General features: G+C 54.2%; 24 protein-coding genes and 1 pseudogene. 3 read left to right on the top strand and 22 right to left on the bottom strand.

Going from position 1 to position 25,440, the window contains the following annotated elements:
- Positions 1-3: 3 nt before the first annotated feature.
- On the bottom strand, positions 4-4,206 hold the full coding sequence (locus tag JRI46_05235; protein MBW2038989.1) for a CoA activase: 4,203 nt from the start codon (positions 4,204-4,206) through the stop codon (positions 4-6).
- Between the two features lie 155 nt (positions 4,207-4,361).
- Between JRI46_05235 and JRI46_05230 the strand changes: the two genes are divergently transcribed.
- A complete protein-coding gene (locus JRI46_05230) occupies positions 4,362-4,940 on the top strand; it encodes a CDP-alcohol phosphatidyltransferase family protein (protein ID MBW2038988.1) in 579 nt (192 codons plus the stop codon).
- Here JRI46_05230 and ispG read toward each other — a convergent pair.
- From ispG to JRI46_05175, 11 genes are all read right to left on the bottom strand, one after another.
- On the bottom strand, positions 4,937-5,995 hold the full coding sequence (ispG, locus tag JRI46_05225) for a flavodoxin-dependent (E)-4-hydroxy-3-methylbut-2-enyl-diphosphate synthase (GenBank protein MBW2038987.1): 1,059 nt from the start codon (positions 5,993-5,995) through the stop codon (positions 4,937-4,939). The genes JRI46_05230 and ispG overlap by 4 nt on opposite strands.
- Positions 5,992-6,498, bottom strand: coding sequence for a pantetheine-phosphate adenylyltransferase (gene coaD, locus JRI46_05220; GenBank protein MBW2038986.1), 507 nt, complete (start codon positions 6,496-6,498; stop codon positions 5,992-5,994). The genes ispG and coaD overlap by 4 nt, the downstream gene beginning before the upstream one ends.
- 95 nt (positions 6,499-6,593) lie before the next feature.
- A complete protein-coding gene (locus JRI46_05215) occupies positions 6,594-8,084 on the bottom strand; it encodes an HD domain-containing protein (GenBank protein MBW2038985.1) in 1,491 nt (496 codons plus the stop codon).
- Between the two features lie 277 nt (positions 8,085-8,361).
- Complete coding sequence (mpl, locus tag JRI46_05210; protein ID MBW2038984.1) at positions 8,362-9,792, bottom strand: UDP-N-acetylmuramate:L-alanyl-gamma-D-glutamyl-meso-diaminopimelate ligase; 1,431 nt, start codon at positions 9,790-9,792, stop codon at positions 8,362-8,364.
- On the bottom strand, positions 9,789-10,712 hold the full coding sequence (locus JRI46_05205) for an LD-carboxypeptidase (protein ID MBW2038983.1): 924 nt from the start codon (positions 10,710-10,712) through the stop codon (positions 9,789-9,791). The genes mpl and JRI46_05205 overlap by 4 nt, the downstream gene beginning before the upstream one ends.
- The gene (locus tag JRI46_05200; GenBank protein MBW2038982.1) at positions 10,709-11,755 is read right to left on the bottom strand and encodes a phosphotransferase; all 1,047 of its coding nucleotides are present in this window, start codon (positions 11,753-11,755) and stop codon (positions 10,709-10,711) included. The genes JRI46_05205 and JRI46_05200 overlap by 4 nt, the downstream gene beginning before the upstream one ends.
- On the bottom strand, positions 11,733-12,692 hold the full coding sequence (locus JRI46_05195) for an NTP transferase domain-containing protein (protein MBW2038981.1): 960 nt from the start codon (positions 12,690-12,692) through the stop codon (positions 11,733-11,735). The genes JRI46_05200 and JRI46_05195 overlap by 23 nt, the downstream gene beginning before the upstream one ends.
- Positions 12,693-12,732: 40 nt before the next feature.
- Positions 12,733-13,308, bottom strand: a complete 576-nt coding sequence (locus JRI46_05190) for a LemA family protein (protein ID MBW2038980.1) — start codon at positions 13,306-13,308, stop codon at positions 12,733-12,735.
- Between the two features lie 15 nt (positions 13,309-13,323).
- Positions 13,324-14,055 carry a hypothetical protein gene (locus tag JRI46_05185; GenBank protein MBW2038979.1) on the bottom strand — a complete coding sequence of 244 codons (732 nt, stop codon included), beginning with the start codon at positions 14,053-14,055 and terminating at the stop codon, positions 13,324-13,326.
- Between the two features lie 13 nt (positions 14,056-14,068).
- Positions 14,069-14,851, bottom strand: a complete 783-nt coding sequence (locus JRI46_05180; GenBank protein ID MBW2038978.1) for a TPM domain-containing protein — start codon at positions 14,849-14,851, stop codon at positions 14,069-14,071.
- A gap of 48 nt (positions 14,852-14,899) precedes the next feature.
- The gene (locus JRI46_05175) at positions 14,900-16,258 is read right to left on the bottom strand and encodes a radical SAM protein (GenBank protein MBW2038977.1); all 1,359 of its coding nucleotides are present in this window, start codon (positions 16,256-16,258) and stop codon (positions 14,900-14,902) included.
- Between the two features lie 133 nt (positions 16,259-16,391).
- Here JRI46_05175 and JRI46_05170 point away from each other — a divergent pair, with 133 nt between their 5' ends.
- Positions 16,392-17,324 carry a hypothetical protein gene (locus JRI46_05170; protein MBW2038976.1) on the top strand — a complete coding sequence of 311 codons (933 nt, stop codon included), beginning with the start codon at positions 16,392-16,394 and terminating at the stop codon, positions 17,322-17,324.
- A 142-nt stretch (positions 17,325-17,466) separates the two neighbouring features.
- Here the strand turns inward: JRI46_05170 and JRI46_05165 are convergent, their stop codons facing one another.
- The 6 genes from JRI46_05165 to JRI46_05140 form a co-directional block, all read right to left on the bottom strand.
- Complete coding sequence (locus JRI46_05165; protein MBW2038975.1) at positions 17,467-18,012, bottom strand: PadR family transcriptional regulator; 546 nt, start codon at positions 18,010-18,012, stop codon at positions 17,467-17,469.
- A gap of 213 nt (positions 18,013-18,225) precedes the next feature.
- Positions 18,226-19,050, bottom strand: a complete 825-nt coding sequence (locus JRI46_05160) for an ABC transporter ATP-binding protein (GenBank protein ID MBW2038974.1) — start codon at positions 19,048-19,050, stop codon at positions 18,226-18,228.
- A 1-nt stretch (position 19,051) separates the two neighbouring features.
- On the bottom strand, positions 19,052-20,008 hold the full coding sequence (locus tag JRI46_05155; GenBank protein MBW2038973.1) for an ABC transporter substrate-binding protein: 957 nt from the start codon (positions 20,006-20,008) through the stop codon (positions 19,052-19,054).
- Positions 20,009-20,030: 22 nt separating this feature from the next.
- A complete protein-coding gene (locus JRI46_05150) occupies positions 20,031-22,319 on the bottom strand; it encodes an AMP-binding protein (GenBank protein ID MBW2038972.1) in 2,289 nt (762 codons plus the stop codon).
- On the bottom strand, positions 22,306-22,464 hold the full coding sequence (locus JRI46_05145) for a hypothetical protein (GenBank protein ID MBW2038971.1): 159 nt from the start codon (positions 22,462-22,464) through the stop codon (positions 22,306-22,308). Before JRI46_05145 ends, JRI46_05150 begins: the two co-directional genes overlap by 14 nt.
- 123 nt (positions 22,465-22,587) lie before the next feature.
- Entirely contained in the window at positions 22,588-23,346 is a 759-nt protein-coding gene (locus JRI46_05140) for a fumarylacetoacetate hydrolase family protein (GenBank protein ID MBW2038970.1), read from the bottom strand.
- Between the two features lie 217 nt (positions 23,347-23,563).
- Between JRI46_05140 and JRI46_05135 the strand changes: the two genes are divergently transcribed.
- On the top strand, positions 23,564-24,019 hold the full coding sequence (locus JRI46_05135; protein MBW2038969.1) for a GNAT family N-acetyltransferase: 456 nt from the start codon (positions 23,564-23,566) through the stop codon (positions 24,017-24,019).
- Between the two features lie 4 nt (positions 24,020-24,023).
- Here the strand turns inward: JRI46_05135 and JRI46_05130 are convergent, their stop codons facing one another.
- The 4 genes and pseudogenes from JRI46_05130 to JRI46_05115 form a co-directional block, all read right to left on the bottom strand.
- Entirely contained in the window at positions 24,024-24,302 is a 279-nt protein-coding gene (locus tag JRI46_05130) for a hypothetical protein (GenBank protein MBW2038968.1), read from the bottom strand.
- Positions 24,303-24,589: 287 nt separating this feature from the next.
- The gene (locus JRI46_05125; protein ID MBW2038967.1) at positions 24,590-24,838 is read right to left on the bottom strand and encodes a hypothetical protein; all 249 of its coding nucleotides are present in this window, start codon (positions 24,836-24,838) and stop codon (positions 24,590-24,592) included.
- Between the two features lie 68 nt (positions 24,839-24,906).
- Positions 24,907-24,987 (bottom strand): annotated as a pseudogene (locus JRI46_05120) (patatin family protein).
- A 151-nt stretch (positions 24,988-25,138) separates the two neighbouring features.
- On the bottom strand, positions 25,139-25,440 hold a 302-nt coding region (locus tag JRI46_05115), incomplete at its 5' end, for a histidine kinase (protein ID MBW2038966.1).

Genomic DNA, 25,440 nt, shown 5'->3' with positions numbered 1-25,440 from the left:
AAATTATCTCCGGCGCAGACAGTGCTCCTGATATTGTCTGGTCTGGTACATAAAGGCCTCCAGGCGGGTCATGATGTTGCTCTGCTCCTGACCATCATAGGCCATGTTCAGGACGGGCAGGTTATTGTTCTCCTCTCGATATCTCTTCAGGATGGCGCTCACCACGGTCCCCGGCATACAGGTAAAGGGCATCACGTTCACCACCCCACTGGCTCCCCTCAGGGCGAAGTCCACTGTCTTGCCGATGCTCAAAATTGCCTCACCCTCGAACGATGAATCGAGATAGGGTTTGGCCAGCTCAAGGACTTCAGCAGTCTTCGGCTCTTCAAGGTTATTAATACTCCCCTTAAATATGCGTTCCAGCCTATGTTCATATTTGTTCTGGTAGTATTCGGTCAAAAATATCCTGAGCAAATTGGAGAAATGCTTCCTGTTAAAGCTACGCCTGCGGGCCATGGCATTGATATAGTGGATCCATTCAACGAAAGGGGCAAGCCATGCCTCGCCGCCTAAGGCCTCTATTTTGCGGACGACGTGCTCATTGGCAAAGCGATTGGACCTCACATAGATCTCTCCCACGACTCCTATCTTCGGCTTGCTCCCGGGATCCACCACCAGTATCCGCTCAAACCTCTCCCGGACCTCGCGGAGGGCCTCCTCCAATCTCTCCAGCTCCCCACCCCCTGTGCGGATGGCCTCACAGACCAGATCGAGGCACTCCTTATAGACTCGGTCTGTCTCCCCGGTATTCTGCTCATAGGGCCTGGTCTCGTGGAGCTTTTTGATCAGGAGATCCACCGCCACTATTGCCCACCACCCGAGCTTATCGAATTCGGAACCGAGGATCCCCAGTTCTTTATAGAGGGTCTCATCCTGGTTAGGAGAGTAGATGGGGACATCGGCATACCCTAATTCGTCTAAGATAAGACGGTGTAAACGATGATACTGCCCGAAACGGCAGGGGCCGTTCCCCGAGGGCATGAAGAAGGCCACCCGTTGGGGGTCGAAATCCGGGCCTTTGACCACCCTGATCATATCCCCTGTGGTCAGGATGCAGGGATAACACTCCCTTCCGGTGGTGTATTTCCTGCCCCAATAGAGGGTCTCCTGGTCCGATTCAGGAAAGACCCGGGCCGAGAGGCCACAGGCCTCAAAGGCCGCAACAAAGGCAAAGGCGTGGTCGCACATATAAGGGATATAGATTGTGCGGGTAGCATCCCCCCTTATCTCCCCCCTTCGGCGCTTCTCTTCTTTGGGGCCTTGGGCATGCTTCAGGCTGTCGAGGAAGGCCTCGCACCTAGTGATGGCCCCGGCATCGGCGCTATGTTCATCTATCTCCAGTTGCAGGTATGGCTTCCCATTTAGGATATCACGGAAGAAGTGGTTGATAAAGGAATCGGCCCCACAGCCGAAGTTGCTGATGTAGACCCCGAAGAGCCTGGGATCATCTTTGATCAGGTGGGCAGCAGCCAGGATCTTCTGGCCATATTTCCAGTACATATCTTTGAGCCCTTCTTGCCCGGCCATGGACTCCAGGGGGAGGAAGTCCATGGGGATGGAGAGCACCCCTAGATCCCGTAGCTTTTTGGGGATGTCGAGGTTCAGCCCTGGGTCGCAACTATTGTAGGGACGCCCGACAATCACCATGAGCTTTTCCCCTTCCCTGAGCCCCTCCAGGATCTCTTTCCCCCGGGCGGCGATGGCTTGATAAAACCTGTTCTGGTATTCTTGTGCCCGGGCATAGGCCCTGCGGATATCCCTTGCCCCCCTCTTCAATCTTCTCCCCAGCTTTATCAGGGCCTGCTCCACCTCCTTGGACCCCATGCCAAAGGGAATCACAGGCTGCAGGACCTGAGCCCCGTACCTTTTAAAATCGATGGAGGAGTGCACGGTATAGGGCAAGGACTGGACATAGGGACAGGTCTGGGACTGTTCGAAGTCCTCCCGAAACTTCTCCATACTGATGATGCTGGGGAGGAAGATCCTCTTTATCCCCTTCTCCAATAGATTCATAACATGACCATGGGCCACCTTGACGGGGAAACAGGTCTCGGCCACCACCGCCTCCACCCCCCGGCGGATCAACTCCTTGTTGGTAGGGTCAGACAGAACTACCCTATAGCCCAGCTCCGTGAAGAAGGCCTTCCAAAATGGGAAGAGTTCATGGGATAGAAGGGCACGAGGAATGCCAATGATCGGGACATCATCTCCCAAGGTCTCATCACCTGGGTAGGGACCCAAGAGGAGCTCCTCCCGCTCGGCGAAAAGATCCGGCAGATGGCTCCCCTTGCTCCTGCGGACCACATCGTACTTCTCACAACGGCTCCCGTAAAATAAGGGCTTCTCCCCCTCTATGCTCACCTTTCTGATGAGGCACATGTTGGGACAACCCTTGCACTCGAAGGTGGTGATCTCATAGTGGCGCTGGCTCAGATCAAAACCCTTAAAGCTGCTCTTCTCCCAGGTGCGCTCCTTTTTTGCCAAGAGGGCCACCCCGATGGCCCCTGTCACGTCGTGATTTTCAGGGACGGTGACCTCTTTGCCCAAGACCTTCTCGAAGGCCGCCACCACCCCCTTGTTGAAGGCAGTCCCCCCCTGGAAGAAGATCTTGTTGCCTATTCGGCGATCCCCCACCACTCGGTTAAGATAATTCTGGACGATGGAGTAGCAGAGGCCGGCCACCAGGTCGTCGGTACCTGCCCCTCGTTGCTGGTGGTGGACAAGATCAGATTCGATGAAGACGGTGCACCTCTCCCCCATCCTCACTGGGGAGGGGGCCCGCAGGGCCCTTTCCTCAAACTCCCCCTTGATGGAGATACCGAGCTTCTCCGCCTGCTCCTCTAGGAATGAACCAGTACCAGCAGCACATACCTTGTTCATATCAAAGTCGACGATGACCCCTTTGTCGAGACTGACATATTTGGAGTCCTGCCCCCCGATCTCGAAGATGGTGTCTACCTCTGGATCGATGTTGGCCGCTGCGGTGGCCTGGGCGGTGATCTCGTTGCGGACGATATCTGCCCCCACAAAGTCTCCTGTCAAGTATCTGCCGGACCCCGTAGAGCCCGCCCCTTGGATATCCACCAGGTCTCCGACCTCCTCACCGATCTCCTGCAACCCCTGACGGATGGCCTCGATGGGCCTGCCCGCCGTCATCAGATAGCTCTTAGCGAGGACCCGCTCCTCTTCGTCGATAACCACCAAGTTTGTGCTGATGGAACCCACATCCAGCCCCAAATAGGCAGGGATTTTCCCGTTTTGGGCCTTGGGTTTGTAGACCCGTTCCTTCTCCTCCAGGTGTCTGGGGGAAAGGGTCAGGGGTTCTCGCCCTTCCCTCTTTATGTCCCGCTGCTGGTCGATATACACCTGGAGGCGTCCTATCCCTTCAAATACTTTCCCCTCAAACCTCCCCTCCTCTAGGGCGAGCAACACCGCCCCGATGGCCCCCATCGAGGCATAATGTTGGGGGATGATGAGCTCATCCCCTTGCAGCTCCAAGATGTCGAGGAAGGCCCTCTTCATCCCCGCATTGGCCGCCACCCCCCCCTGAAAGGCCACGGGTGGGCGGAACTCCCTCCCCTTGCCGATATTGCTCTTGAAGTTCCTGGCCAGGGCGTAGCAGAGCCCGGCCACAATATCGTAGTCTGGGGTGGCGATCTGCTGGAGGTGAATCATGTCCGTCTTGGCAAAAACACTGCACCGGCCAGCGATCCGCGGCGGATTTTGCGACTTCAATGCCAGTTGGGCAAACTCTTCGATGGTGAGCCCCAGCCGGGATGCCTGCTGATCGAGGAAGGACCCTGTACCAGCGGCGCAGAGGGTGTTCATGGAGAAGTCCTCTATTCTGAATCTATCACCCTCCATCTCCAGAATGATGAGCTTGGAATCCTCCCCCCCGATGTCGATGATCGTCCTCACCTGAGGGTAGAGGCGTCCGATGGCCTTAGATTGGGCGATGATCTCGTTGTAGAACTCTCCTCCCAAAAGCTCCGCTAGGCCCTTTCCTCCGGTGCCGGTAAAGGCTATCCCCTCAAACCTCTCGCCGGGGATGCGGGAGAGGATCTCCTCCAAGACCCCTTCCACCTTCTTCAGGGGTTGACCCCTAAGGCGGGTATAATACTCCTCCAAGATATCACCCGCCCGGTTTATTATCACAGTATTGGCGCTTACCGACCCCACATCTATCCCCAAGTAGAGCGGCTCCATTTTCCCCTCCCTTCTTATACGACCACTATCATTGGAAGAAAGTTATTATAAGATTTTGTCATCTTTTTGCAAGGAGAAATTTGACAGAGTTTTATTTTGACTTTTCCCACCTAAACCCTATAATAGGGGAGACCTATCGTTGGAGGCGCAACTCCATGTTGGACTCCTGGTTAAATCATAGGTTAGACCCTTATCTCTATAAATTGGCAGAGTGGTCCAGGGGCCTTATCAAACCCAACCACCTGACCCTCATCGGCCTGCTGGTCACTTTAGGAGCAGCCTTTGCCCTGGCCGTGGGGAGATGGAAGGTAGGCGGGATAGCCATCCTTGTGGCGGGGCTCTTTGATCTGCTGGATGGGGCAGTGGCCCGTTCGCAGGGAAGGGTAACCCCCTTTGGCGCCTTTTTCGACTCGGTAATAGATAGGTACTCCGACTTCTCCCTCTTTGTGGGGTTATTTTTCTATTATGCCTATACAGGGCACCCCTATCTAACCCTCTTGACCTCCCTGGCCGCCATGGGGAGTTCCTTGGTCCCCTTTACCAGGGCGAGGGCGGAAACGGTCATCCCCTCCTGTAAGGTGGGAATCATGGAGCGGCCGGAGAGGATCATCCTGCTTGCCTGTGGTGCCCTTTTGGACTGGATGATCCCCATCCTCTTGATCCTAACCATCCTCACCCATATCACCGTCATCCATAGAATCCTCTATACCAGAAAAATGCTGAAAGGGGGTTAACCAATCATCCTCTCCACCTCCTCGACCAACCTCTTCACCCATTCCCCCTCTTTTACCTTCTCGATGACCTTACCTTTTTTGAAAAGGAGACCCATCCCCTTCCCTCCGGCGATCCCCACATCGGCCTCCTTAGCCTCCCCCGGACCGTTCACCACACAACCCATCACAGCCACGGTGAGAGGGGTCTGGATATGTTCCAGCCTTTCCTGGACCTCCTCCACCAGGGGGATGAGTTCCACCTCACACCTCCCACAGGTGGGGCATGAGATGATCTCCACTCCTCGCTCCCTTATGCGCAGGGCCCGCAGGATATCGTACGCCGCCCTTACCTCCAGCACCGGGTCACCGGTCAAGGAGACCCGAATGGTATCCCCTATCCCTTCGCCCAAGAGGACCCCCAGGGCCACCGCTGACTTGATGACCCCGCTGAAGGGGGGACCCGCCTCGGTGACCCCCAGGTGGAGGGGATAATCTGACCTCTGAGAGAAGAGGCGATAGGCCTCCACGGTCCTGGGGACGTCAGAGGCCTTCAGAGAGACCTTGATGGCCCTATGCCCTACGTCCTCACAGAGCTTGATGCACTCCAAGGCACTTTCCACCATGGCTTCAGGGGTGGCCCGGCCAAATCTATCCAGGATGTGGCCCTCCAACGAGCCCGTATTTATCCCAATCCTGATCGGCACCCCCCTCCCACTGGCCTCAACGATGATCTCCCGCAATCTATCCCTATGGGGGATGGTACCTGGATTGATCCTCAGGCCATCCACCCCTGCCTCCAGGGCCAGCAGCGCCAGGCGATGATCGAAGTGGACATCGGCAATGAGGGGCAGAGGTGAGCTGCGGACGACCTGCTGCAATCCCCTGATGGCCTTCTTATCCGGTACAGCCACCCGAACGAGCTCACATCCGGCCCTTTCCATCCTCTCGATTTCCCCCATGGTGGAGGCCACATCAAGGGGATGGGTAGTGGTCATGGACTGCACAACTATTGGGGCCCCTCCACCAATCAGGACCCCCCCTACGGAGATCTGTCGGGTCTTTTCTCTTGGGATCATTTATGGTGAGGACGGTGGAGTGGGGCAAACTTCTCCCTCAGCTTCCGGGCCACATTTTCCGGCACCAATCCCTCCACCGACCCTCCAAGACTGGTCACCTCCTTGATGGTCCTGGAACTGATGAAAAAGTAGTCCTTGCCCGTTACCATGAAAAGGGTATCGATATCTTTGTTTAGGCTGCGGTTCATAGAGGCCATATGATACTCATATTCGAAGTCCGAGGTTGCCCTAAGCCCACGCAATACCACCTTGGCGTTGGTCCCCTTCATGTATTCCATCAGGAGCCCCTCAAAGCTCTCCACAATGACATTGTGGGAGCCCTTCAACGCCTCTTCGATCATCTCCACCCTCTCCCCGGGGGTGAAGAGGAACTTCTTGTCGTAGTTATGGGCCACGGCCACGATGACCTTGTCAAAGATCTTGAGCGCCCGCTTGATGATGTCGATGTGACCGTAGGTGACAGGGTCAAAGGACCCGGGATAGACTGCGATCTTCTCCTCCATACTCCTCCTCCGGCATCAAGGGGTTACGGGTTCTAATAACTTATTATAAAAGATGTGCCCCTTGGGTGTCAAATGTCCTTGACCTCGGCGGAAGGTTAAAGGGGGTATTCTTCCTGGACGAACTTCAGGGCATCCTCCCTGTTCTTCAGCTCCCCTGCAATCTGCCGCCTCTTCACCTCTTTGAGAATCTCACCCAGGCGCGGACCTGGACAATAGCCCAATGTCAAAAGATCCCTCCCCTTCAGCAAAGGCATGGGCTCGATGAGGTCCTCCTCCTCGTATAGATCCCATATCCGTTGACAGAGGTCCATAAATCGCCCCTTTTCCCCTTCATCTCCGCCCCCTTTGGCCTCTATCTCGGCTAGACCCAGCAGCAGCAACGATCTGATCCCTTCTCCCATGGCGTGGATGAGCCTCCGCAAGGCCTTATCCTTGGGTGCCTCTGCTGAGAGGGTGAGGATGCGCATGTGGTTCTCCACCAGGAGGATGACCTCAGCCCTCAACCTGTTGGGGAACTTCAGACGCCTCATGATCCCCTGGGCCAGGCGGGAGGAGTGCTGAGGGTGACCATAAAAATGCACCTCACCCCCTTCATCTATCATCTTGGTGGCGGGCTTACCAAGGTCATGGAACAAGGCGCCATATCCCAGGATGAGGCGCTCCTGCATGGAGGGTTGGAAAGAAAAAGGAGGACCCTCTCTAATGATCTCAACTACCTTTCCCACTACCTCGATGGTATGGGAGAGGGCATCGGTGGTGTGATGTCGCCCCTGGGGGAGGCCTTCCAGGGGAACCATCTCCGGAAAGATTTCGGTTAGGAGCCCTAGGCCGCGCATCAACTGCAGGCCTTGGGCAGGGGAAGGGGAGAGGATGATCTCGTCCATCTCTCCTCTGATTCTCTCCGGGGCCACCCCCTGGACCAACCTCTTTTGGCGCCTGATCTCCTCTCTCAACCTTTCGGTAAGATCAAAATGGGGCAAGGTGCATCGGTAGCGGATCGCCCTGAGCATGCGCAGCGGGTCCATCTCCACGGCCTGGGGGGAGATGAGATCGATCTTACACTCTTTCAGGTCCTTCATGGACTGAGAGGGGGCGTAAAACCGTCGTTCGTCAAAGGAATAGGCGATGGCGTTGATGGTGAAGTCCCTCCTCATCAAGTCTTGATGGATATTATTACCCACCATCACGGTGAAGTCGAGGGTCTTCTCTTCCTTGACCAGACGGTAAGCCTGCTCCTGCCTCCCCTTACCCATGGAGAAATAGGTGGCCTCAAAGAGGGCCCCCAATTGATCCAGAAAGGATATCTCCATCTCCTGCATGACAAAATCGTAATCCCTGACCTCTTTGTCCAGGAGGAAGTCGCGGATAGCGCCTCCCACCAGATAGAGGTGTGCCTCCCTCCGGCGGGCAAGCTCCACCACCCGCTGAATGATGGGATCATCCAAGATCCTCTTTTCCACCTTGCCAGGATCCTCTATCTCGCTGACCATAGTCTCATCTCTGTGCCAGATCAGGGCAGAAGATGTCAAGAATTTACCGTGAAAATACCTTTTCACGATAAATTGATAACATGAAAGTTCCTTCAACCTCAAGGTTTTTTGAAACCCCTACTTCAGGGGGCAAACCCCCTGAAACCCTGACGACCTTCAGGTCGTTTCTTTAGGGGGCTTTAACCCCCTAATACCTCAATAAGGAAATTCCTTTTTGGGGGCCTGGGGGCTGCGCCCCCAGAGAGATGTGCCTTGGCACATCCTTTGTAGGGGAGTGGAGAATTCCCCCCAGAGACAGGTCGAAGACCTGTCGGGGAAGTTTGAGGGGAGTGAACCCCCTCAACGGGAGGCCGAACCTTGGAGCGAGGTGTTTTCATGGGCGGAGTGAGTGTAAACCCTCACGAGGGTTTAGGGCGTTGGATATCCTCCCTGGAAGGCCAGCAAAATAGCCACTGCTCATAACCACAATGACATCTCCAGGGGCCACCCCTGCGACACAATGGGCGGTGATCTCCTCTGGATCCTCCAGGTAGATGGCAGCAGTCCCCTGAGCCCCCTTGATATCTTGCACCAACCTTTGGGGGTCCAATCTACTTCCCTGGGCTGGGGGTGAGGGAACACTCCCTATTACCACACGGTCGGCCTCCCCCAGGGCTAAAGCGAGCTCCCTGTGCAGAAACCCCCTGCGCATGGTCTGGGTGCGGGGTTCGAAGATGGCCCAAAGACGCCCATTGGAAAAACGGGACCTTACCGCCCGCAGGGTCGCGCGCACGGCAGTGGGGTGATGGGCAAAGTCGTCTATTACCGTTATCCCCCGGGCCTCCCCGACCACCTCCATCCGACGCCTGACCCCTTGAAAGGTCCGCAACCCCTGCCGTATATCCGGCAAGGAAAGGCCAAGGAGGCAGGCAGCTACCACAGCCCCCATGGCATTTCTCAGATTGTGCTCACCCCATAAGGGGATCTCAAACTCCCCCAGATCCTCCTCTCCCCTGTAAAGGCAAAAGCTTGTCCCCTTTGGGGTCACCCTTACCCCCTTTGGCGACCATCTCCCCTCTGCCCCGAAGGTATCCACCCGGCAAGGGGCTCGGGAGATCACCTCTCTTACGGCTTCATCATCAATACAGGCGATGGCGATCCCCTTGCGGGGGATGAGGTCTAGAAGACGGCGGAAGGAGAGCTTCACCTCCTCCAGATCCTGGTAGATGTCGGCATGATCGTATTCGATGTCATTCAAAATCACTACCTGGGGAAGGTAATGAAGAAACTTGGGGCGCTTGTCAAAAAAGGCGCTGTCATACTCATCCCCCTCCAGGACCACCCAATCCCCCTTACCAAAACGGAACCCTTGGCCGAAGTTCAGGGGGATCCCCCCAATCAAAAGAGAGGGGTCAAGACCACCCTTGAACAGGAGCCAGGCGAGCAGGGATGCCGTGGTGGTCTTTCCATGGGTGCCGGCCACTACCATCGATTGCCTCTCCCGCAGGAGGACCTCCTGGACCAACTCGGGCAGCGAGAGATAGGGGATTCCATCATCCAGGACGGCCTCCACCTCTGGATTACCCCTGGATACGGCGTTACCGATCACCACCAGATCGGGATGAGGGAAGAGATGGGCAGGGTCATACCCCTCCTCTATAGCAATCCCTCCCTCTTGCAGAAGTCGATCTGTAGGGGGATAAAGGGAGACATCCGACCCCCTCACCTCATATCCCATCTCTTGCAGAAGGAGGGCGGTTTGGGCCATGGCGATCCCGCCTATGCCAAGGAAATAAATCGTTTGCCCCTTCTCTATCCCGATCATTCTACTCCCCCCTCCTGAAAGGTCACCACCCCCTCTTCCACCAGTACGTTTACCCCGAGGGGGATGGTAAGGTTCAGGGTTCCATGCCCAGAGGGAAAACCAAACAGGAGGGGACCCTCGAAGTCCCCAAAGACGTCCAAGATCATCTCTTGCAAGAGGTCGTCCCCTGAATCACACCCGGGCATCTGGCCAAAGATAATCCCCTTCACCCCCATCAATTTCCCCGCACTCTTCAGGTGGGTGAGCATCCGGTCTATCTTGTAGGGGGGTTCATCCACATCCTCCAAAAAGAGGATCTTACCTCTCAGATCTATTTCATAAGGGGTCCCCAGGGTGGTCACCAGGGAAGAAAAACAACCCCCTATGATCTCCCCTTGGGCCTCTCCCCTACGAAGGACAGAACATCTGACCTCACCTAAGGTATCGGGAGAGGTCAGGGCCTGCTTTAGGGACCTTCTCACTGCTTCATCCCCTTCCACAAACTGGCGGGTGGCCACGTTAGGACCATGAAAGGGGGTCAAAGAACACCTTTGCAGTAAATAGATGAGCAGGACTGTTATATCGCTACACCCCACAAAGGGTTTGGGATGATCCCGAATGAGGTCTGGATCTAAATAGGGGATGATCCGCTGGGCGCCATAGCCTCCACGGGTGCAAAGGATGGCCTTGACCTCAGGATCCAGAAACATCCCCATAAGTTCTTGGGCCCGCTCCCCGTCCTCTCCGGCCAAGTAGAGGTACCTCCTCTTCAGGAGGGAAGGGGAATATTTGATCGCGAATCCCATCTCCCTCAACCTCTCCACCCCCCGCTGCAGATATCCTTCATCCCCTTTGGGGAGGTAGCTGGCCGGCGCTATGATGCCGACGGTATCACCAGGAAAAAGGAGAGGAGTCTTCCTTAGACGACGACATCCCCTCATATCCCCTTAATCTCCTCAAAGACCACCCTTCTCAATCTCCTATAAGCGTTGAACATCTGATTCCCTAGAAGGATCCGCAGGCTCTTCAGGGCAGGGGGGATATATCTCCGGTAAAATTCCTTTCCCCTAGCTTGGATCAGGAAGGCGAAGGCCCCTAAGATCTGCATATTGCGATGGAGCGCAACCAGGGGATAGAGTTCCCGAAAGCCCTGTGGATCCAACAGGACCCGCTCCTGTATCCTCAGCAGGTAATACGCCATAAGCTCTTCTTGAATCTCCCCCTGCAGTTCCACATAGGGGTCCAGCAGGAGCGAAGCCAGGTCATATTGGAGGGGGCCCAACCTGGCCCCTTGAAAGTCGAGCAAGCCCAACTCCCCATCCCTTACCATGATGTTCCTGGATTGGAAATCCCGATACAGGAAATAACCCCCCTGCGCCTGCGCCGCCCTCTGGGCCAGGTCTTCCAGCTCATCCCTGAGTTCTTCGTCGGGGATAGAGAGGCCGAGATAGCCCACCAAGAAGGCGAAATGAAAATACCCCGACTCCCACGCCAGCATAAAACCCTCGTCATAGGGTGGATTATGGGTCCTGGCGGGGTCAAAGCCCTTTCGCCCCTCTACCTGGATGAGCGTGAGGAGGTCTATTACCCTTTGGTAGATCTCCTTTAGACTCTGTTGATCTCCCCTTACCCGCATGACCTCGGCCTGGAGGTGAAGATCTCCCAAATCCTCCAAGAGGAACCAACCCCTCTCCTTCTCGTAAGAATAGATCTCCGGCACGGGAATCCCCTTTTTCCTTAGGTGCTGGGCAATATAGAGAAAGGAATCGTTCTCGCTTACCCCACGCTGATCCTTCGGAGGACGATCTTGAACCATGGCCACCAAGCTCCTCCCCATTCCCCTGACCCGATAAAAGCGCCTTCCCGAACCATCCCCGGCTATCTCCTCCCATGAGAGGCCACCCTCTGGCAGATGTCCCCGGACAAACCGAACCAACTCAGGTGCAGGAGCACCTCTTATCTCATCTTTCGCTCCTGTAGGCACCTTCCCTCCCTGGGGTCAAGACCTCCCCCCTATGTTCACCCCTTACTTGCGTTCCATCCCCCACGACGCACCCTTCCACTATACTCCCCTCTTGGACCGAGACCTCCTCCCAGAGGATGGAGTCTTTAATCAATGAACCAGGCCCGATATGGGCTTCCCTTCCCACACAGACGACCCCCTCCAACTGGACATCCTCCTCCAGATGGACCGTGGGATGGATGACCGGCTTCCCCTGCTCTGCCAAGAGGTCCTGATGCAGGGCGCGATAGTCTTCCACCCTCCCTATATCCCGCCAATATCCCCCCTTTACCTGATAGCCCCTGATGGCCTCCCCTCGGGAGGCAAGATCAATATATAGCTTTATAATATCAAAATATTCATCAGACGGGGTGTATCCAAAAAGCCCAGACGAGATGATATGAATCCCCGTAAAGGTCAGGATACGGTGGAGAGAAAGGGGCCTCTGCACCTCCCTCCCCCTAATACTGACGATCCTCCCCTCCCCATCCACCCCCACCTGATTAAAACGGGGATAATCGCAGAGGACCAAGGTGGCGAGGTTGTTTGCCTCTAAATGATATGTAAGGGCAGGGCTCAGATCGAAAGTATGATAAACATCTGCGTTCACCACCAAGAAGAAGGGCGCATCCTGAAGAAAGTCAGCGCAGTTTTTGATCCCCCCACCAGTGCCCAGGATCTCAGGCTCAACCCTCACTTCCACCTTCAGGCCCCACCTTCCCCTGTGCACGAACTCCTCCACCTTTTCGACCAAGTGGTGGGCGTTGATGATAACCTCCCCTGCCCCCATCCGCTTTAGTTGCCTGATGATGATTCCCAGCAGGGATCGGTTCAGCACGGGAAAGAGGGGTTTGGGCCTGAGCCTGCTCAGCGGCCCCACCCTGGTCCCCCGACCGGCGGCCAGGATCATAGCCTTCATCAACTCAACCCCAAAAGGGGAGGAAGAAAAAGGGAAGGGCTCAGAATTTGACCTTTGGTGGCTTCGTGGCCTCCTCAGGGGCCTCAAAGAAAGGGGCCCTGGTGAAGCCGAAGATCCCCGCCAAGATGTTGGTGGGAAATCTCCGAATGCGAACATTATAGGCCCTGACCGCCTCGTTATACCTCCTGCGCTCCACCGCGATGCGATTCTCGGTACCGGCCAGCTCATCCTGGAGGCGGATGAAGTTCTGATTGGCCTTGAGGTCGGGATACCGTTCCACCACCAGCAGTAACCTGCCCAGGGCCGCTGTCAGCTCGTTGTTGGCCGCTATCTTTTTGGATATGCTCCCTGCCCCCGCGACCTTGGCCCGCGCCTCAGTGACCTTCAGAAAGACCTCCTGCTCATGTCGGGCATACCCCTTTACTGTCTCCACATAATTGGGGATGAGGTCCATCCTGCGCTGGAGCTGGTTTTCCACCTGGGCCCAGGCCGCCTTGAACCCTTCGTCCAAGGTCACCAGTTCGTTATAGGTCCCCTTGATATAAGAATAGGAGCCCAGGACCAAGACCAGGACTATGGCTACGATGATCAGGCCAACCTTTGTCCCTCTTCCCATCTCTCCCTCCTTTCGTTAATTCCTCAACTCATCCACCCAAAAGGCGAGACGCCTCACCTCTTCGATATAACCATCCATGAGGGCCTGCATCTCCTTCGAGGAAAGCTTGGCCTTCCCTTCCTTTACCTGCAATAACTGCAAAAAGGGGCCTTCGTCCAATCCCGTCTCCGCCGCTATCTTGGAGATGACCTCCCCCCTTCGATCGGGGATCTCTCGGTCGCGCAGGTAAAGGATCCCCTGGAAGATAGAGATAAAGGCGGTGATGGATTGGGAGGCGACTGCCACTAGATCCCTCCCCCTCCCCTCACTGGAGAGATACGCCTCCCGCAGTTGGAGGAGCTTCCCCTTTACCTCCCGCTCACATTGGAGGCGCAGTTGTTTCTTATGGATGGAGATCTCGGCCAGTGGGTCATCCCCCCACACCACCCGGTAATGTCTCTTTATGTTCAAAAACTCTAAGGGGAAGGCATCCAGGGAGGTGGCTATGTACTCCTCGGTCATAAAGAGGGGGGTGGTTACCCGGCGCTTACGCCATTTGGCCACTACCTTAAAGGCCCTGCGTAGCCCCTTGATCCCCTCTTCCGTAAGGACAATGAGGAAATTGAGGTCCGACCTTCTCGGGATGTAATCCCCCCTGGCCCCACTTCCGTAAAGGACGATGGAGAGCAGGTCATCTCCGTATGTCTCCTGGTAGTCTTTAATGAACTCAGGAAATATATCCTCCGGTCTTTTGGGCGTCTTTGCCATCTCTATCCTCCTGTTAGAAACCCCTGGTGGCTCCACCACCTCCACTCATCCCACCGCCAAAGCCACCGAAACCTCCGCCAAAGCCACCAAAGCCACCGCCCATCCCCCTTCCACCTCCTCCCATAAAGATCCAGGGGAAAAACAAAAAGGGGAGAAAACCCATACCACGGCCCAAAAGGCCGAAGATGACGAAGAGGAGGAAGAGGATGGGGAAGAGGGGAAGCCCCTTCTTCGCCTTGGGTTGCACCGCTGGCCTGGGGGCATATCGGTCTAGATCGAGTTTTACCCCGGCATCCTGGGCCACCACCTGGGCCAAGGCCATCATTCCATTGAGCAGACCCTTCCCGTATTCACCCCGGCGCAGAAAGGGGACGATGTATTGATCCATAATCCCCCCCACCTTGGCATCAGGAAGGATTCCCTCTACGCCATAACCGGTCTCGATCCTTACCCGCCTCTCCTTCAGGGCTACTAGGATAAGGATCCCCTTGTCCTCGCCCTTTCTACCGATCCCCCACGCCTCATAGAGCCTGGTGGCGAACTCCTCCGGGCTCTCACCTCCCAGGTCCCGAAAGGTGGCAACTACCAAGGCGCTTCCTGTCTGGTCCCAGAGGGCCCTGGCCAGTTGATTCATCTGGGCCTCATACTCCTGCGAGATCACCTCAGCAAAGTCGTTGACCGCCTCCACCGGCGGGGGGAACTTCTGCCCCTGGGCCTGAAGGGGGGTAAGGATGAGGGCGAAGATCAGCCCTAAAAAGGGTAATACCTTCCAATATCTGTTTCCTTTTAGAGGCATCTTCTCCACTTGGTCAACGAATAGTCCTATCTTATATCATCTTTGCCTTTAGGTTGCAACGGGAACCTCCTTTTGGACCATGCCCTTCAGGGCCCGCAGATCTTCCCAGCTCAATCCCTTCCAGCGACAGGGCAAAATGGTGTTGTTGTGAAACAGGGGTTCCCCTTCCAGATCAAAGGGGGAAACCTTCATTGCCTCTTCCCACAAGGGGGTACCGGGAAGGGGGGAGTATTCCGCCAGATATGGCCTAGCTCCACTCTCCCAGACAAAGCAGATCGTCTCCTCTACCTCTTCTTTGCTCTGGCCGGGGAGCCCCACCAGGATATAGGCCCCTATCTCCCAAGGGGAGTAGCCCGCCCGTTGGAGATTCCGCACTGCCTCCTTGAATGCATCATTGCTCACCTTGGCACCAGTAGCCAACTGGCGCTCCTGGTTGGAGGTCTCCAATCCGAGACGGACCGTAGCAAATCCCACTTGGCGCATCAGTTTGGCCACCTCTTCGGTCATCCCTCGGGCATGGAGCCCATTGGGGGTGTGAAACCTGGCCTCGATATCCCTTTCTTTTATCCCCTTCAACAGAGAGATGGCGAATTGTCCATCAACCAAGAGGGCATCGTCGTAAAAGGCGATATCCTCCACACCGTATCTCCTCACCCAATGGGCGATCTCCTCAACCACCTTGGCGGGATCTCTCTTTAAAAATCCAGGATTGAGGATGGGAGAGGCACAATAGGTGCACTTAAAGGGACACCCCCTGGAGGTGAGGACGCAGACGTAGTCTAGACTGGGGTAAAGATAAAAGGCCGGATAGGAAAGGTCATTGAGGTCATTTAGGTCAGGGAGGAACGAGGGGGAGACCCCTGTCAACTCATCCAAGAGCTCCAGGATCTGGACCTCCCCCCACCCCCTGATGATGAAATCAGCCCCCGAACCCCTCTCTGCGTGGTCCGAACAGAGGGTGGCGTATATCCCCCCTAAGATCAGGGGCACATGCGGAAAGACCTCTTTGACAACCTTGATGACCTCTTGCACCCCCAAATACCAGTAGGTCATCCCTGAGGTGACCAGGATGGCCTGGGGCGTGGGAAGGGATTGTAGGGTCTCCTTGAAGACATCAGGAGGGATGCCAAACCGATGAAACCGGCGGGGGATCTCCTGTAAAGGGGGTGGTCTATCCACTACCTCTTTGTAAAAATGCCCCCGATGGTCTGGCCTCCTTTTTGGTGGTTTAAATCCCCCCTTTAGGGCAGGGTGGTGGACATCGAGGCAGTCGATGTAGCTTATCTCCCAATCATTTTTCTCTAAGAGGGCGGCCAGATAGAGGAGCCCCAGAGGCTTGGCCCAGAGGTCATAGGCGGCGAAATCGTAGACCCAGGGGTTGATCAGGAGGAGGTCTCTGCTCTTCAAGATCTACCTCTTTAAACCTTTTATGACATTACTCAGGCCACTGTGGTCTAATATCTTTATTATCCTCCTGTCCTTGACAAACAACAACAGAAGAAAATATAGTATTTCAGGAAACTGAGAGGGCGACATTACTATGAAAAAAAAGTGGCGCCGAAGATGGGAGGCCGTGGGTGAAGGGTTGACCTTTGTTTTTGCCCCTGCCTTCATCCTCCTGATCAGGCTTATCCCCTTATCCTGGGTCTATCCTTTGAGCAGGACGTTGGCACAACTGGGCCGCATCGGCCTGGGAAGGCGCAAGAAGATCGCCCTGGCCAACCTGCGGTTGGTCTTCGGTAAAAGAAAAGACGAACAGGAGATCCAGGCCATCTATCAAGGATGTCTTACCAATACGGTCATCAGCTTTCTGGAGCTGTTGAAGTTCTGTTTTCTCCCAGCAGAGGTGGTGAAGAAACGCATCGAGATCGTAGGAAAAGAAAACCTCGATGAGGCCCTAAAGAAGGGAAAGGGGATCGTCGCCATAAGCGTCCATTTGGGCAATTTTCCCCTCATCTGTTTCAAATTGGCCCTGGAGGGCTATCCCTTTGCAGTCATCGCCAAGAATCCAAAAAACAGGTATCTGACAGGGCTCTTTAACCACTGTCGTGATAAGGTAGGGATCGGCTTTATCGATGGTGGAAAGAGGAGGACAGCGGCTCAAGGTTCCCTGCAACAACTACGTCAAGGGGGGGTACTCCTTGTCCAGCTGGATCAAAATCCCCCCTATAAAGAGATCATGGTGGATTTCTTCGGTTACCCTGTCCCCTCCTTCAAGGGGCCGGTGGTCCTGGCCATGAGGACAGGGGCCTCTATCCTGCCCACCTTTATCTTGGCTGATAGAGACTGGAGGCACAAGATGATCATTGAAAGGCCCTTCCCCCTGGAGATCACCGGGGATAAGGAGCAGGACGTCGCCCGCAATCTAGCCCTTCTGATGAAGCTCACCGAAGGATATATCGAGCGCTTTCCTGAACAGTGGTGGTGGTGGCACCGGAGGTGGAAGAGACATATAGACTATAAACATCTATGAATCCTTGACCACTAGAACCCTCGAACCCTGACTTTAAAACCCGCTCAGCTCCATGAAGCTGAACTCGGACAAGGTCAGCCTCACCTCATTACAGATGAGGGTCCCCTTATCCGGCCTCTCTTGGGCCCGCCTTTTCAGGTGATCACCGACGATCACGGCCCTCTTCTATCTCATCAATGGGTTTAGCGTTATTAAATCCCCCTCGGGAGAACTCCGTGATCAGGTCCTGGACAAACTCCATCTCGGTCTCGGCCACCCGGAGGTTGTGCGTGGTGATCACATGCTCCCTCCTGCTGGCAGAATCGGACTCCAGTCCCCTCCTCTGCCTTTTAAGCAAAAACCTCAATTTGCGCAGCTCCCTCAACCTCCCCTTCAAGGTTTCCATCACATCCTGAGCAGGAAGAAGGTTGAGAAAGTACAGGGAGACGTCGAGGTTAAAGGAGGGGCGCTGCAACTGTGTGATGTTTTTGAGGAGGAGTTCCTTTATCTCCTCCTGCCCTCTGGCAGTCAGACTATAGACAAATTTCTGCGGCCGCCTGCCGGAGACGGTGCTCCACTTGGTGACCAATCCCTCCTGTTCCAACTTCTTCAGGGTATAGTAGATGGGGGTTGAGGAGACCTCAACAAAGGGGCTCAGCTCCCTCTCCAGGGTCAGTTTTAAATCATAACCATGACTGGGCCCTTTCACCAAGAGCCCCATTATCACCAGCCGAAGGTCCATTTTATTCTAAATCTTAATATTCAAAATTAAATATTTAACGAACCCTAAAAATTGTCAAGGAAAAAAACGAATTCATAGCTGGTATAACGAAGGGGAGTCTTCCTCCGGCCGGAGGTGGAGTAACATATAGCCTATAAACGCCTATGAACCCTTGACCGCTAGAATCCTCAAACCTTGACTTTAAAACCCGCTCAGCTCCATGAAGAGGAAGCTGTCCATGATCTCCTCCCGGAAGAGTTCCGTAACCCGGTTTCTCACCTCGAAGAACTGATCGCTTTCGGTTACCTTGTAGTCGCGGGGACGGGGAAGATTGGTCTCTATTACCTCCACCACCCGGGCAGGCCTTTTACTGAAGACCACCACCTTGTCCGCCAGATAGACCGCCTCATGGATATTGTGGGAGATAAAGAGGATGGTTACTCCTGTCTTTTGCCAGACCTCCATGATCTTATCGTGCATGTAGAGGGTGGTCTGGAAATCGAGGGAGCTGAAGGGTTCATCCAGAAGGAGGATATCGGGCTCATAGATGAGGGCCCTGAGGATGCCAAGCATCTGCTGCTGGCCACCGCTCAACTCATACGGATAGGCGTCCTCTCGCACGCTCATATCGAGCCGCCAGAGGAACTCCTCCACTTTCTTCTTTCTCTCCCTGCGTGGGATACCATCGAGTTCGAGGGGGACTATCAGGTTGCCCAGGCAGGTGCGCCAGGGGTAGAGGGACTCCCGGTAGTTCTGAAAGACATATCCGACCTTCGCCTCCTCGATGGTCTTTCCCCCAATGAGAATCCTCCCGTAGTCCATATCATCGAGGCCAGCCAGCATGCGGAAGAAGGTGGTCTTGCCGCAGCCGTTGGGGCCCACGATGGTGACAAACTCCCCCTTCTGAGCGGTGAAGGAGATGTTGTCCAGGACCCGAAGGCCCCCACTCCCCATCCGAGGGTCAGGGGCCGCGTCGTAGTGCTTGTTCACGCCGCGGACATAGAGATATGGTCTTTCCTGGGCCATCTTATTCGTAATACAATTTGGTAGTATCTATCCTCTTTTTGTATGCACCCTCTTTGTATAGTACGTCGAAGTAACCCTGTCCAGCCCCCTTATTGAGCTCCTCGATCTTTATCCACTTATCAAAGGGTATCCCCATGGCCACGGGCGGAGGGAGCTGGGTATACTTGGCCAGATATCCCCTCGCCTCCTTCTCATGAGTCTTCATGTAATCCACAGCCTTCTCTACAGCAGTCTTGACCTTTATGGCCAGCTCAGGGTTCTTCTTCAGGAACTTGGCCGAGAAGGAAAAGGCCCCTCCCGGAATCCCCTTCTCCAAATTTAAAACAGTAAGAGGACTCTTTCTGAGGTATCTTCCCACCCCTTTGGAGACGGCCATCATCCCGAAGGGCTCAGGGGTGAAGAAGGCATCGATCTGGCCTGCAGCCAGGGCCGGGACCAGGTTGGGAGGGGGGATCTCTGTGAAGATGACCCCCTCGGGATCTATCTGTGTGCGGATGATCGCCTTGGCCAGAGATAAATTCGTAACCCCAGGGAAGTGTGCCACCTTCTTCCCCTTGAGGTCCTTCAACTCCTTGATGGGGGAGTCCTTCTTGACCACCACCACAAAGGTGTTGTCATCCTCCATTGAATCAGTCCCATATAGGAGAAAAATCTTGAATCTCCCCGACACATTCTGCTCGGCGAACCAGTGTGTAACGATGGCACTACCGCAGTTGGCGTCGATCCTTCCGGCGACCAAGGCGTCTACGACCGTTGTCCCCGACTGGAAACGCACAAGCTCCACCTCCAGGCCCTCCTGCGCAAAGAAGCCCTTTTCCGCCGCCACGAAGGTGGGAAGGCTCATCACCAGCGGCAGATACCCGATTCGCACTACCCGCTCCTTGGCCTCGACCCCTGGGGAAAGGGCCAAGGGCAACAGCAGACCTAAGACCAATAAGCAAACCAATCCTTTCTTCATAAGCATACCCCCTTTTTTTTGTTTATCTACCTGCCCAATGTATAACCTTATCCTCCAGCTTTACAAACCCCTGGTTGATGAAATAGCCGATGAGGCCGGCCAGGATGATGAAGGCGTACATATCAGCTATCTGGTATGTCATGTGGGCGTTATAGATCAGAAATCCTAACCCCTTTTTCGTCCCGATAAACATCTCCAAGACCACGATGATGATGAGGCTCAGGGAGAGGGCCAGCCTCAGCCCTGCCGATATCTGGGGGAGGGCCTCAGGCAAGACGACTCTGGCCATGATATATGCCTCCGATGCCTTCATGGTCTCGGCCACCATCTTGCGGGTCCGGCTACAGCCATGGACCCCATAGGTGGTGTTGACCAAGATCAACAAAGAACAGCCGAAGACTACTAAAGCGATCTTGGAACCATCCCCTATCCCAAAGGCGAGCATAAAGAGGGGGAACATGGCTGTAGCGGGGAAGGAACGGAAGAAGTCGATGATGAACTCTACTGATTCGTAGACCTTCTCCCAATAGCCGAGCACAATGCCCAACGGTACCCCAATGACCACAGCTAAGGAATACCCTGCCATCATGCGGTAAAAGGTCTTAAAAAGATGTTCGTAGATCGATGCGGTGCTGAGGAGTTCCGCAAGCTGTCTTCCTACCTTCACAGGGGAGGGGAGAAAGAAGGGGTCCACCATCTTGAAGACAGTGACCAGAAACCAGAGGGTAATGAGGATTAAAGGCCCCAGGAACTTCTTGTGTTCTGCCAGGAATTCCCAGTACTTTTTCAACTCCCCCTCGACGACCTTTAACTCCCTTTTGGCCACCTTGCCCGTGCGGGAGCGGGGGAGGCTGTCCTGAAAATCCACGACCTTGGGTATCTTAAAGCTGGCGAGCCTCTCCCTGCAGAATTTCAAAATCTCCCTTTTGGAGATCTCTTCCCCCACCTTGGGGACGATTACCGCCTTCAAGGCCTGACCCCTCCCCGAGTCCGGTACCCCCACCACCGCTGCCTCAGCCACCTTGTCATGAGCGATAAGGACATTTTCTACCTCTGAGGGATAGACGTTCGACCCCCCGGTGATGATCATGTCATCGGCCCTACCCAGGATATAAAGATAGCTATCATCGTCGAACCTACCCAGGTCACCGGTGTAATACCAGCCATCCTTGATCTTCAGCGCTGTGGCCTTGGGGTTTTTAAAGTATCCCGTCATGATCTGGGGGCCGCGGGCGATCACCTCTCCTACCTCCCCTGGGGGTAGCTCTTTACCCTCTTTGTCCACGATCTTGACCTCGGCCCTGGGACAAGGTCGGCCGGCGCTGGCCATCTTATGGGGGGCATCCTCATAGCGGGTGAGGGTGAGCAGGGGGGAGGTCTCCGTGGCCCCGTACCCCTGCAGGGCCACGATATGGGGATACTCCTCAACCCACTCCTCCATGAGCTCTTCCGCGACCACCGTCCCCATCATGGCAATATAGCGGAGGCTGCTCAAATCGTAACGGTCACGGCTGGGCAGATTGAGGATCATCTGAAAGATGGGGGGCACGGCGTGGAAGAATGTGATCTTATTCCTCTGTACCTCCTCCAGGATCTTTTTGGGCCTTATCTCGTCGATGATCACCAAGGTGAGGCCCACGTCCACCATGAGGTTGAGGACGATCGGCCCTGAGATATGGGACATAGGGAGCACAGCGCCCTCTACGTACTGACCGTTTATAGGATGAAAGGCCCTCATGGACTCGGGAAAATAGGTGTAGTGGTCGTAGGTGAGAACCACCCCTTTTGGCCTTCCCGTGGTACCCGATGTATAGAGGTAGAGGGCCTCATCCTCCTCGTTTATGGGGATAGTTGGCTGCTGAGAATCCCCCCCATCAACAATCCTTTCATAGGGGTAAATGCCGTTTTCCTCCCCCTTTTCTTCGCCTATAATGACAACATATCGCAGATCCTCCTTTTCTCGCAGCATCCTCACGGCAAAGGTCTTCTGTCTGGAGTGGGTGATGAGGGCCTTCGCCTCTGTCTCGTCGAAGAGGGGGGCCATCTCCGGAGGACTGAGGCGAAAATCGAGGATCACCGCAATGACCCCGATCTTCATGAGGGCAAAGTAGGCCACAGCGAACTCGGCGCAGTTGGGAAGGAGCATCACCGCCCTGTCACCCTTTTTTAACCCTTGTGCAAGAAGCCAATTGGCCAGCCTGTTGGCCTGGAGGTTGAGCTCGGAGAAGCTCAGCCTCACCTCGTTACAGACGACAGCCACCTTATCCGGCCTCTCTTGGGCCTGCCTTTTCAGGTGATCACCGACTATCATGGTCCTCTTCTATCCCATCAATAGGTTTGATCTTATTAAATCCGCCTCGGGAGAACTCCTCGATCAAATCTTGGACAAACTCCATCTCAGCCTCAGCCACCCAGAGGTTGTGAGTGGTGATGATATGTTCTCTCCTCCTGGCCAAAAAGATCTATAATCTTATTTTATTTTAAATATTAAAGTTTAAATATATAGGTGGACCCTAGAGATTGTCAAGAAAAAATTTAAAAAAGGATTTTTTGAGAGGTTTCAACCTGGATTGGGGAACTCATCCCTTCTTGACGAAGTTTATCAGACTCCCTATCCCCTCTATTGCGACCTCTACCCTATCTCCTACCTCCATGGGGCCTATCCCTGAGGGTGTACCGGTGGCGATTACATCCCCTGGATAGAGGGTCATTATCTGCGAGATGAAACCCACCAATTGCCGGGGTTTGAAGATGAGGTTTGAGGTATTGGAGGATTGTTTGCGCTCACCGTTCAGAAAGGTCTCCAGCCTTAGGCCTGCGGGGTCTATCTGCGTCTCGATCCAGGGACCTATAGGTGCAAAGGTATCAAACCCCTTCCCTCTGGTCCATTGTCTATCCTTCTTCTGCAGGTCCCTGGCGGTCACATCGTTAAAGCAGGTATACCCCAGGATGAACTCCTCGGCCCCCTTTTCGGAAACCCCTTTGGCCTCCTTCCCGATCACTATCCCCAACTCCCCTTCGTAGTCGATCCTCTGGGATGTAGGAGGGTAGATGATATGATCCAGATGACCGATGACAGCGGAGCTCGGTTTTAAAAAGATGAGGGGTTCATCGGGCAACTTCAGCCCGACCTCTTCGGCGTGGTCCCTATAATTCAATCCCAAGGCCACGATCTTGGAGGGATGGGTAGGAGGCAAGAGCTTGACCTCTTTTAAGGAGCAAACCTGTCGGGTGAGCTTGAATCCCCTAAAGATGTCCCCTTCTGCCACCTTGATCTCGTCACCTTTCACAACCCCAAACCGCTCCCTCTCTTTGTGTAGAAACCTCGCTATCTCCATGGAATCCCTCATTATAGATTTTTGGGAATGTAGTTTAAAGAAATAAAGCGCACAAATCAATAACTCTTTGGGGTTGGACCGAAGAGACACCCTCATCGTCTCCTTATAAATTTTCTAACAATGGTAAAAAGGGCAAATAAATCTACTGTTGACATAATCTTTCTATTGTGTTAGTGAATTTTTTATCAATGTTTCTGTGTGACGGAGGATAAAAGCGATGAACGGTGATTTATTGCAAAAGATAACGACCAGGAGACTCAAATTAGATGACCTAGATGCCATAGTGGAAATAGACTATAGGGTATTGGGGACGAGGCGACCTTCTTATTGGCGCCAGAAGATTGAGGAGATGGGGAACAAACATCCTTCTAAGTCCCTGGTGGCCGAGCTTGATGGAAGAGTGGTGGGATTCATTATGGGGACAGTCAGCGGCTGGGAGTTTGGGGTCCCTAATACCATCGGCTGGATAGACACCATAGGGGTCGACCCAGATTATCAAAAGAGGGGGGTGGCTACCCTCTTATTCAAGGCGATCTTGGAAAAGTTTAAAAAAGATGGGGTAGAAAATATCTATACTTTGGTCGGATGGGAGGACTGGGATCTGATGTGCTTTTTCAGGGCCAGTGGGTTTACCAGAGGTGATATGATAAACCTGGAATATAGGATCAAGTAGGCCTTCACCTCCCCTTTTCCTTCAAGTATTCCAGATATTCCGCCATGCTCTTGAAGTGATGGGGCCTTTTCTCCTCTTCTTCCTCTTTAGGTACGAAGAGGTCCTCTTTGGTCTTGGCACCCTTCCTCTGTTGTACGCTCAACCTATCCAACTCCTTTTGGGCTTCTTTGGCGACCCTCCTCTGCCTTCCCATCGCCTCTGCCCTAATGCTCTCCTGACAGGCTTCGCAGATATCACCCTCTTTCTTCATTGGCCTACCGCATATACGGCAATATTTTGACATCCCCTCCTCCTGTTAATTTAGAGGCTGTCCAACAGCCTCTTTTCTCTTAAAATCAATTACAAAGCTCCTGGAAATTTTCGCTCCAATTTTTTTCGATATCTCCTGTCAAATACTTTCCTTTCACCTTCCTTTATCTTAGTTGGGGTTTCAGGGGCGCAGCCCATGACGTAGTCTCTCTTATTATTGAACAGCCTCTCAATTTATTGAACTATTTTACGCCAAAAAACAACCTTTGCCTAGAGGATCTCTCAAGATCTTTTCCTCAGTGGTGAAAGTGAACGCATGTCTTAAGAGGCCCAAAAGGCCCTGGTCTTGGAGAATATCTGGCAGATATTCCCATACCGCATCACCCTGTGGATCTCTCTGATCTTCTGCAGGGCAGCTTCTCTTCCTGCTTTTATACACTCACGGGCGCTAGGGAAGTCCGTCCAATGGCAATCAGAGACCTGGGGTCTGATGACGACGCCCGCCCCCTGCAGGCCCACCCGCTTCAGACTGTAGCACATGATGTCTATGGTCCTAAGCGTCTCCTCCAATCCATCCCCACATCCACGGCGATGACAATCTGAGCACCCATTTTTCTTGCCGCAGGTACAGGGACCATTTCTAACACCTGTAAGACCCCCACATGGGCGAGGCCCCTCGCCCCACCACCCAAGGCCAGGCCGATTTTAGTCCTTGTCACCTTCCCCTCTCCCCCAATCCCTCTTTTTTGACATTGTTGGCACCGTCCTATTCCTGGTTAAAAACAACAGCTATGAGGCAGATATCCTTTCCCTCTTGCTGGCGAGGGTTTTGGATGTTATGAGCTATGACTCTCCCTACGTTTTCCACTTTTATGTCGGCTGGTTGGCAACAAGGGGCAACCGAATGACTACATTAGTGCCTTTGTTTACACCTTCACTACTAATGAAAATTGTACCTTGATGGGCAGTAATAATCTTATGACAAATGGAAAGCCCCAAGCCTGTGCCTTCTTTTCTTGTGGTGAAAAAGGGATTGAATACCTTGTCTGAGGCATCTTGCGAAATGCCTTTTCCAGTATCGCTAATCTCAATAGTAGCCTCTCGATTCTTGTAAGTCTTAATTGCGAGGCAACCACCTTCAGGCATTGCCTCCATGGCGTTTTTGATAATAT

It is taken from the genome of Deltaproteobacteria bacterium (genome assembly GCA_019308925.1).
Lineage (GTDB): Bacteria > Desulfobacterota > B13-G15 > B13-G15 > RBG-16-54-18 > JAFDHG01.
This window is presented reverse-complemented; position numbering and strand designations above follow the sequence as displayed.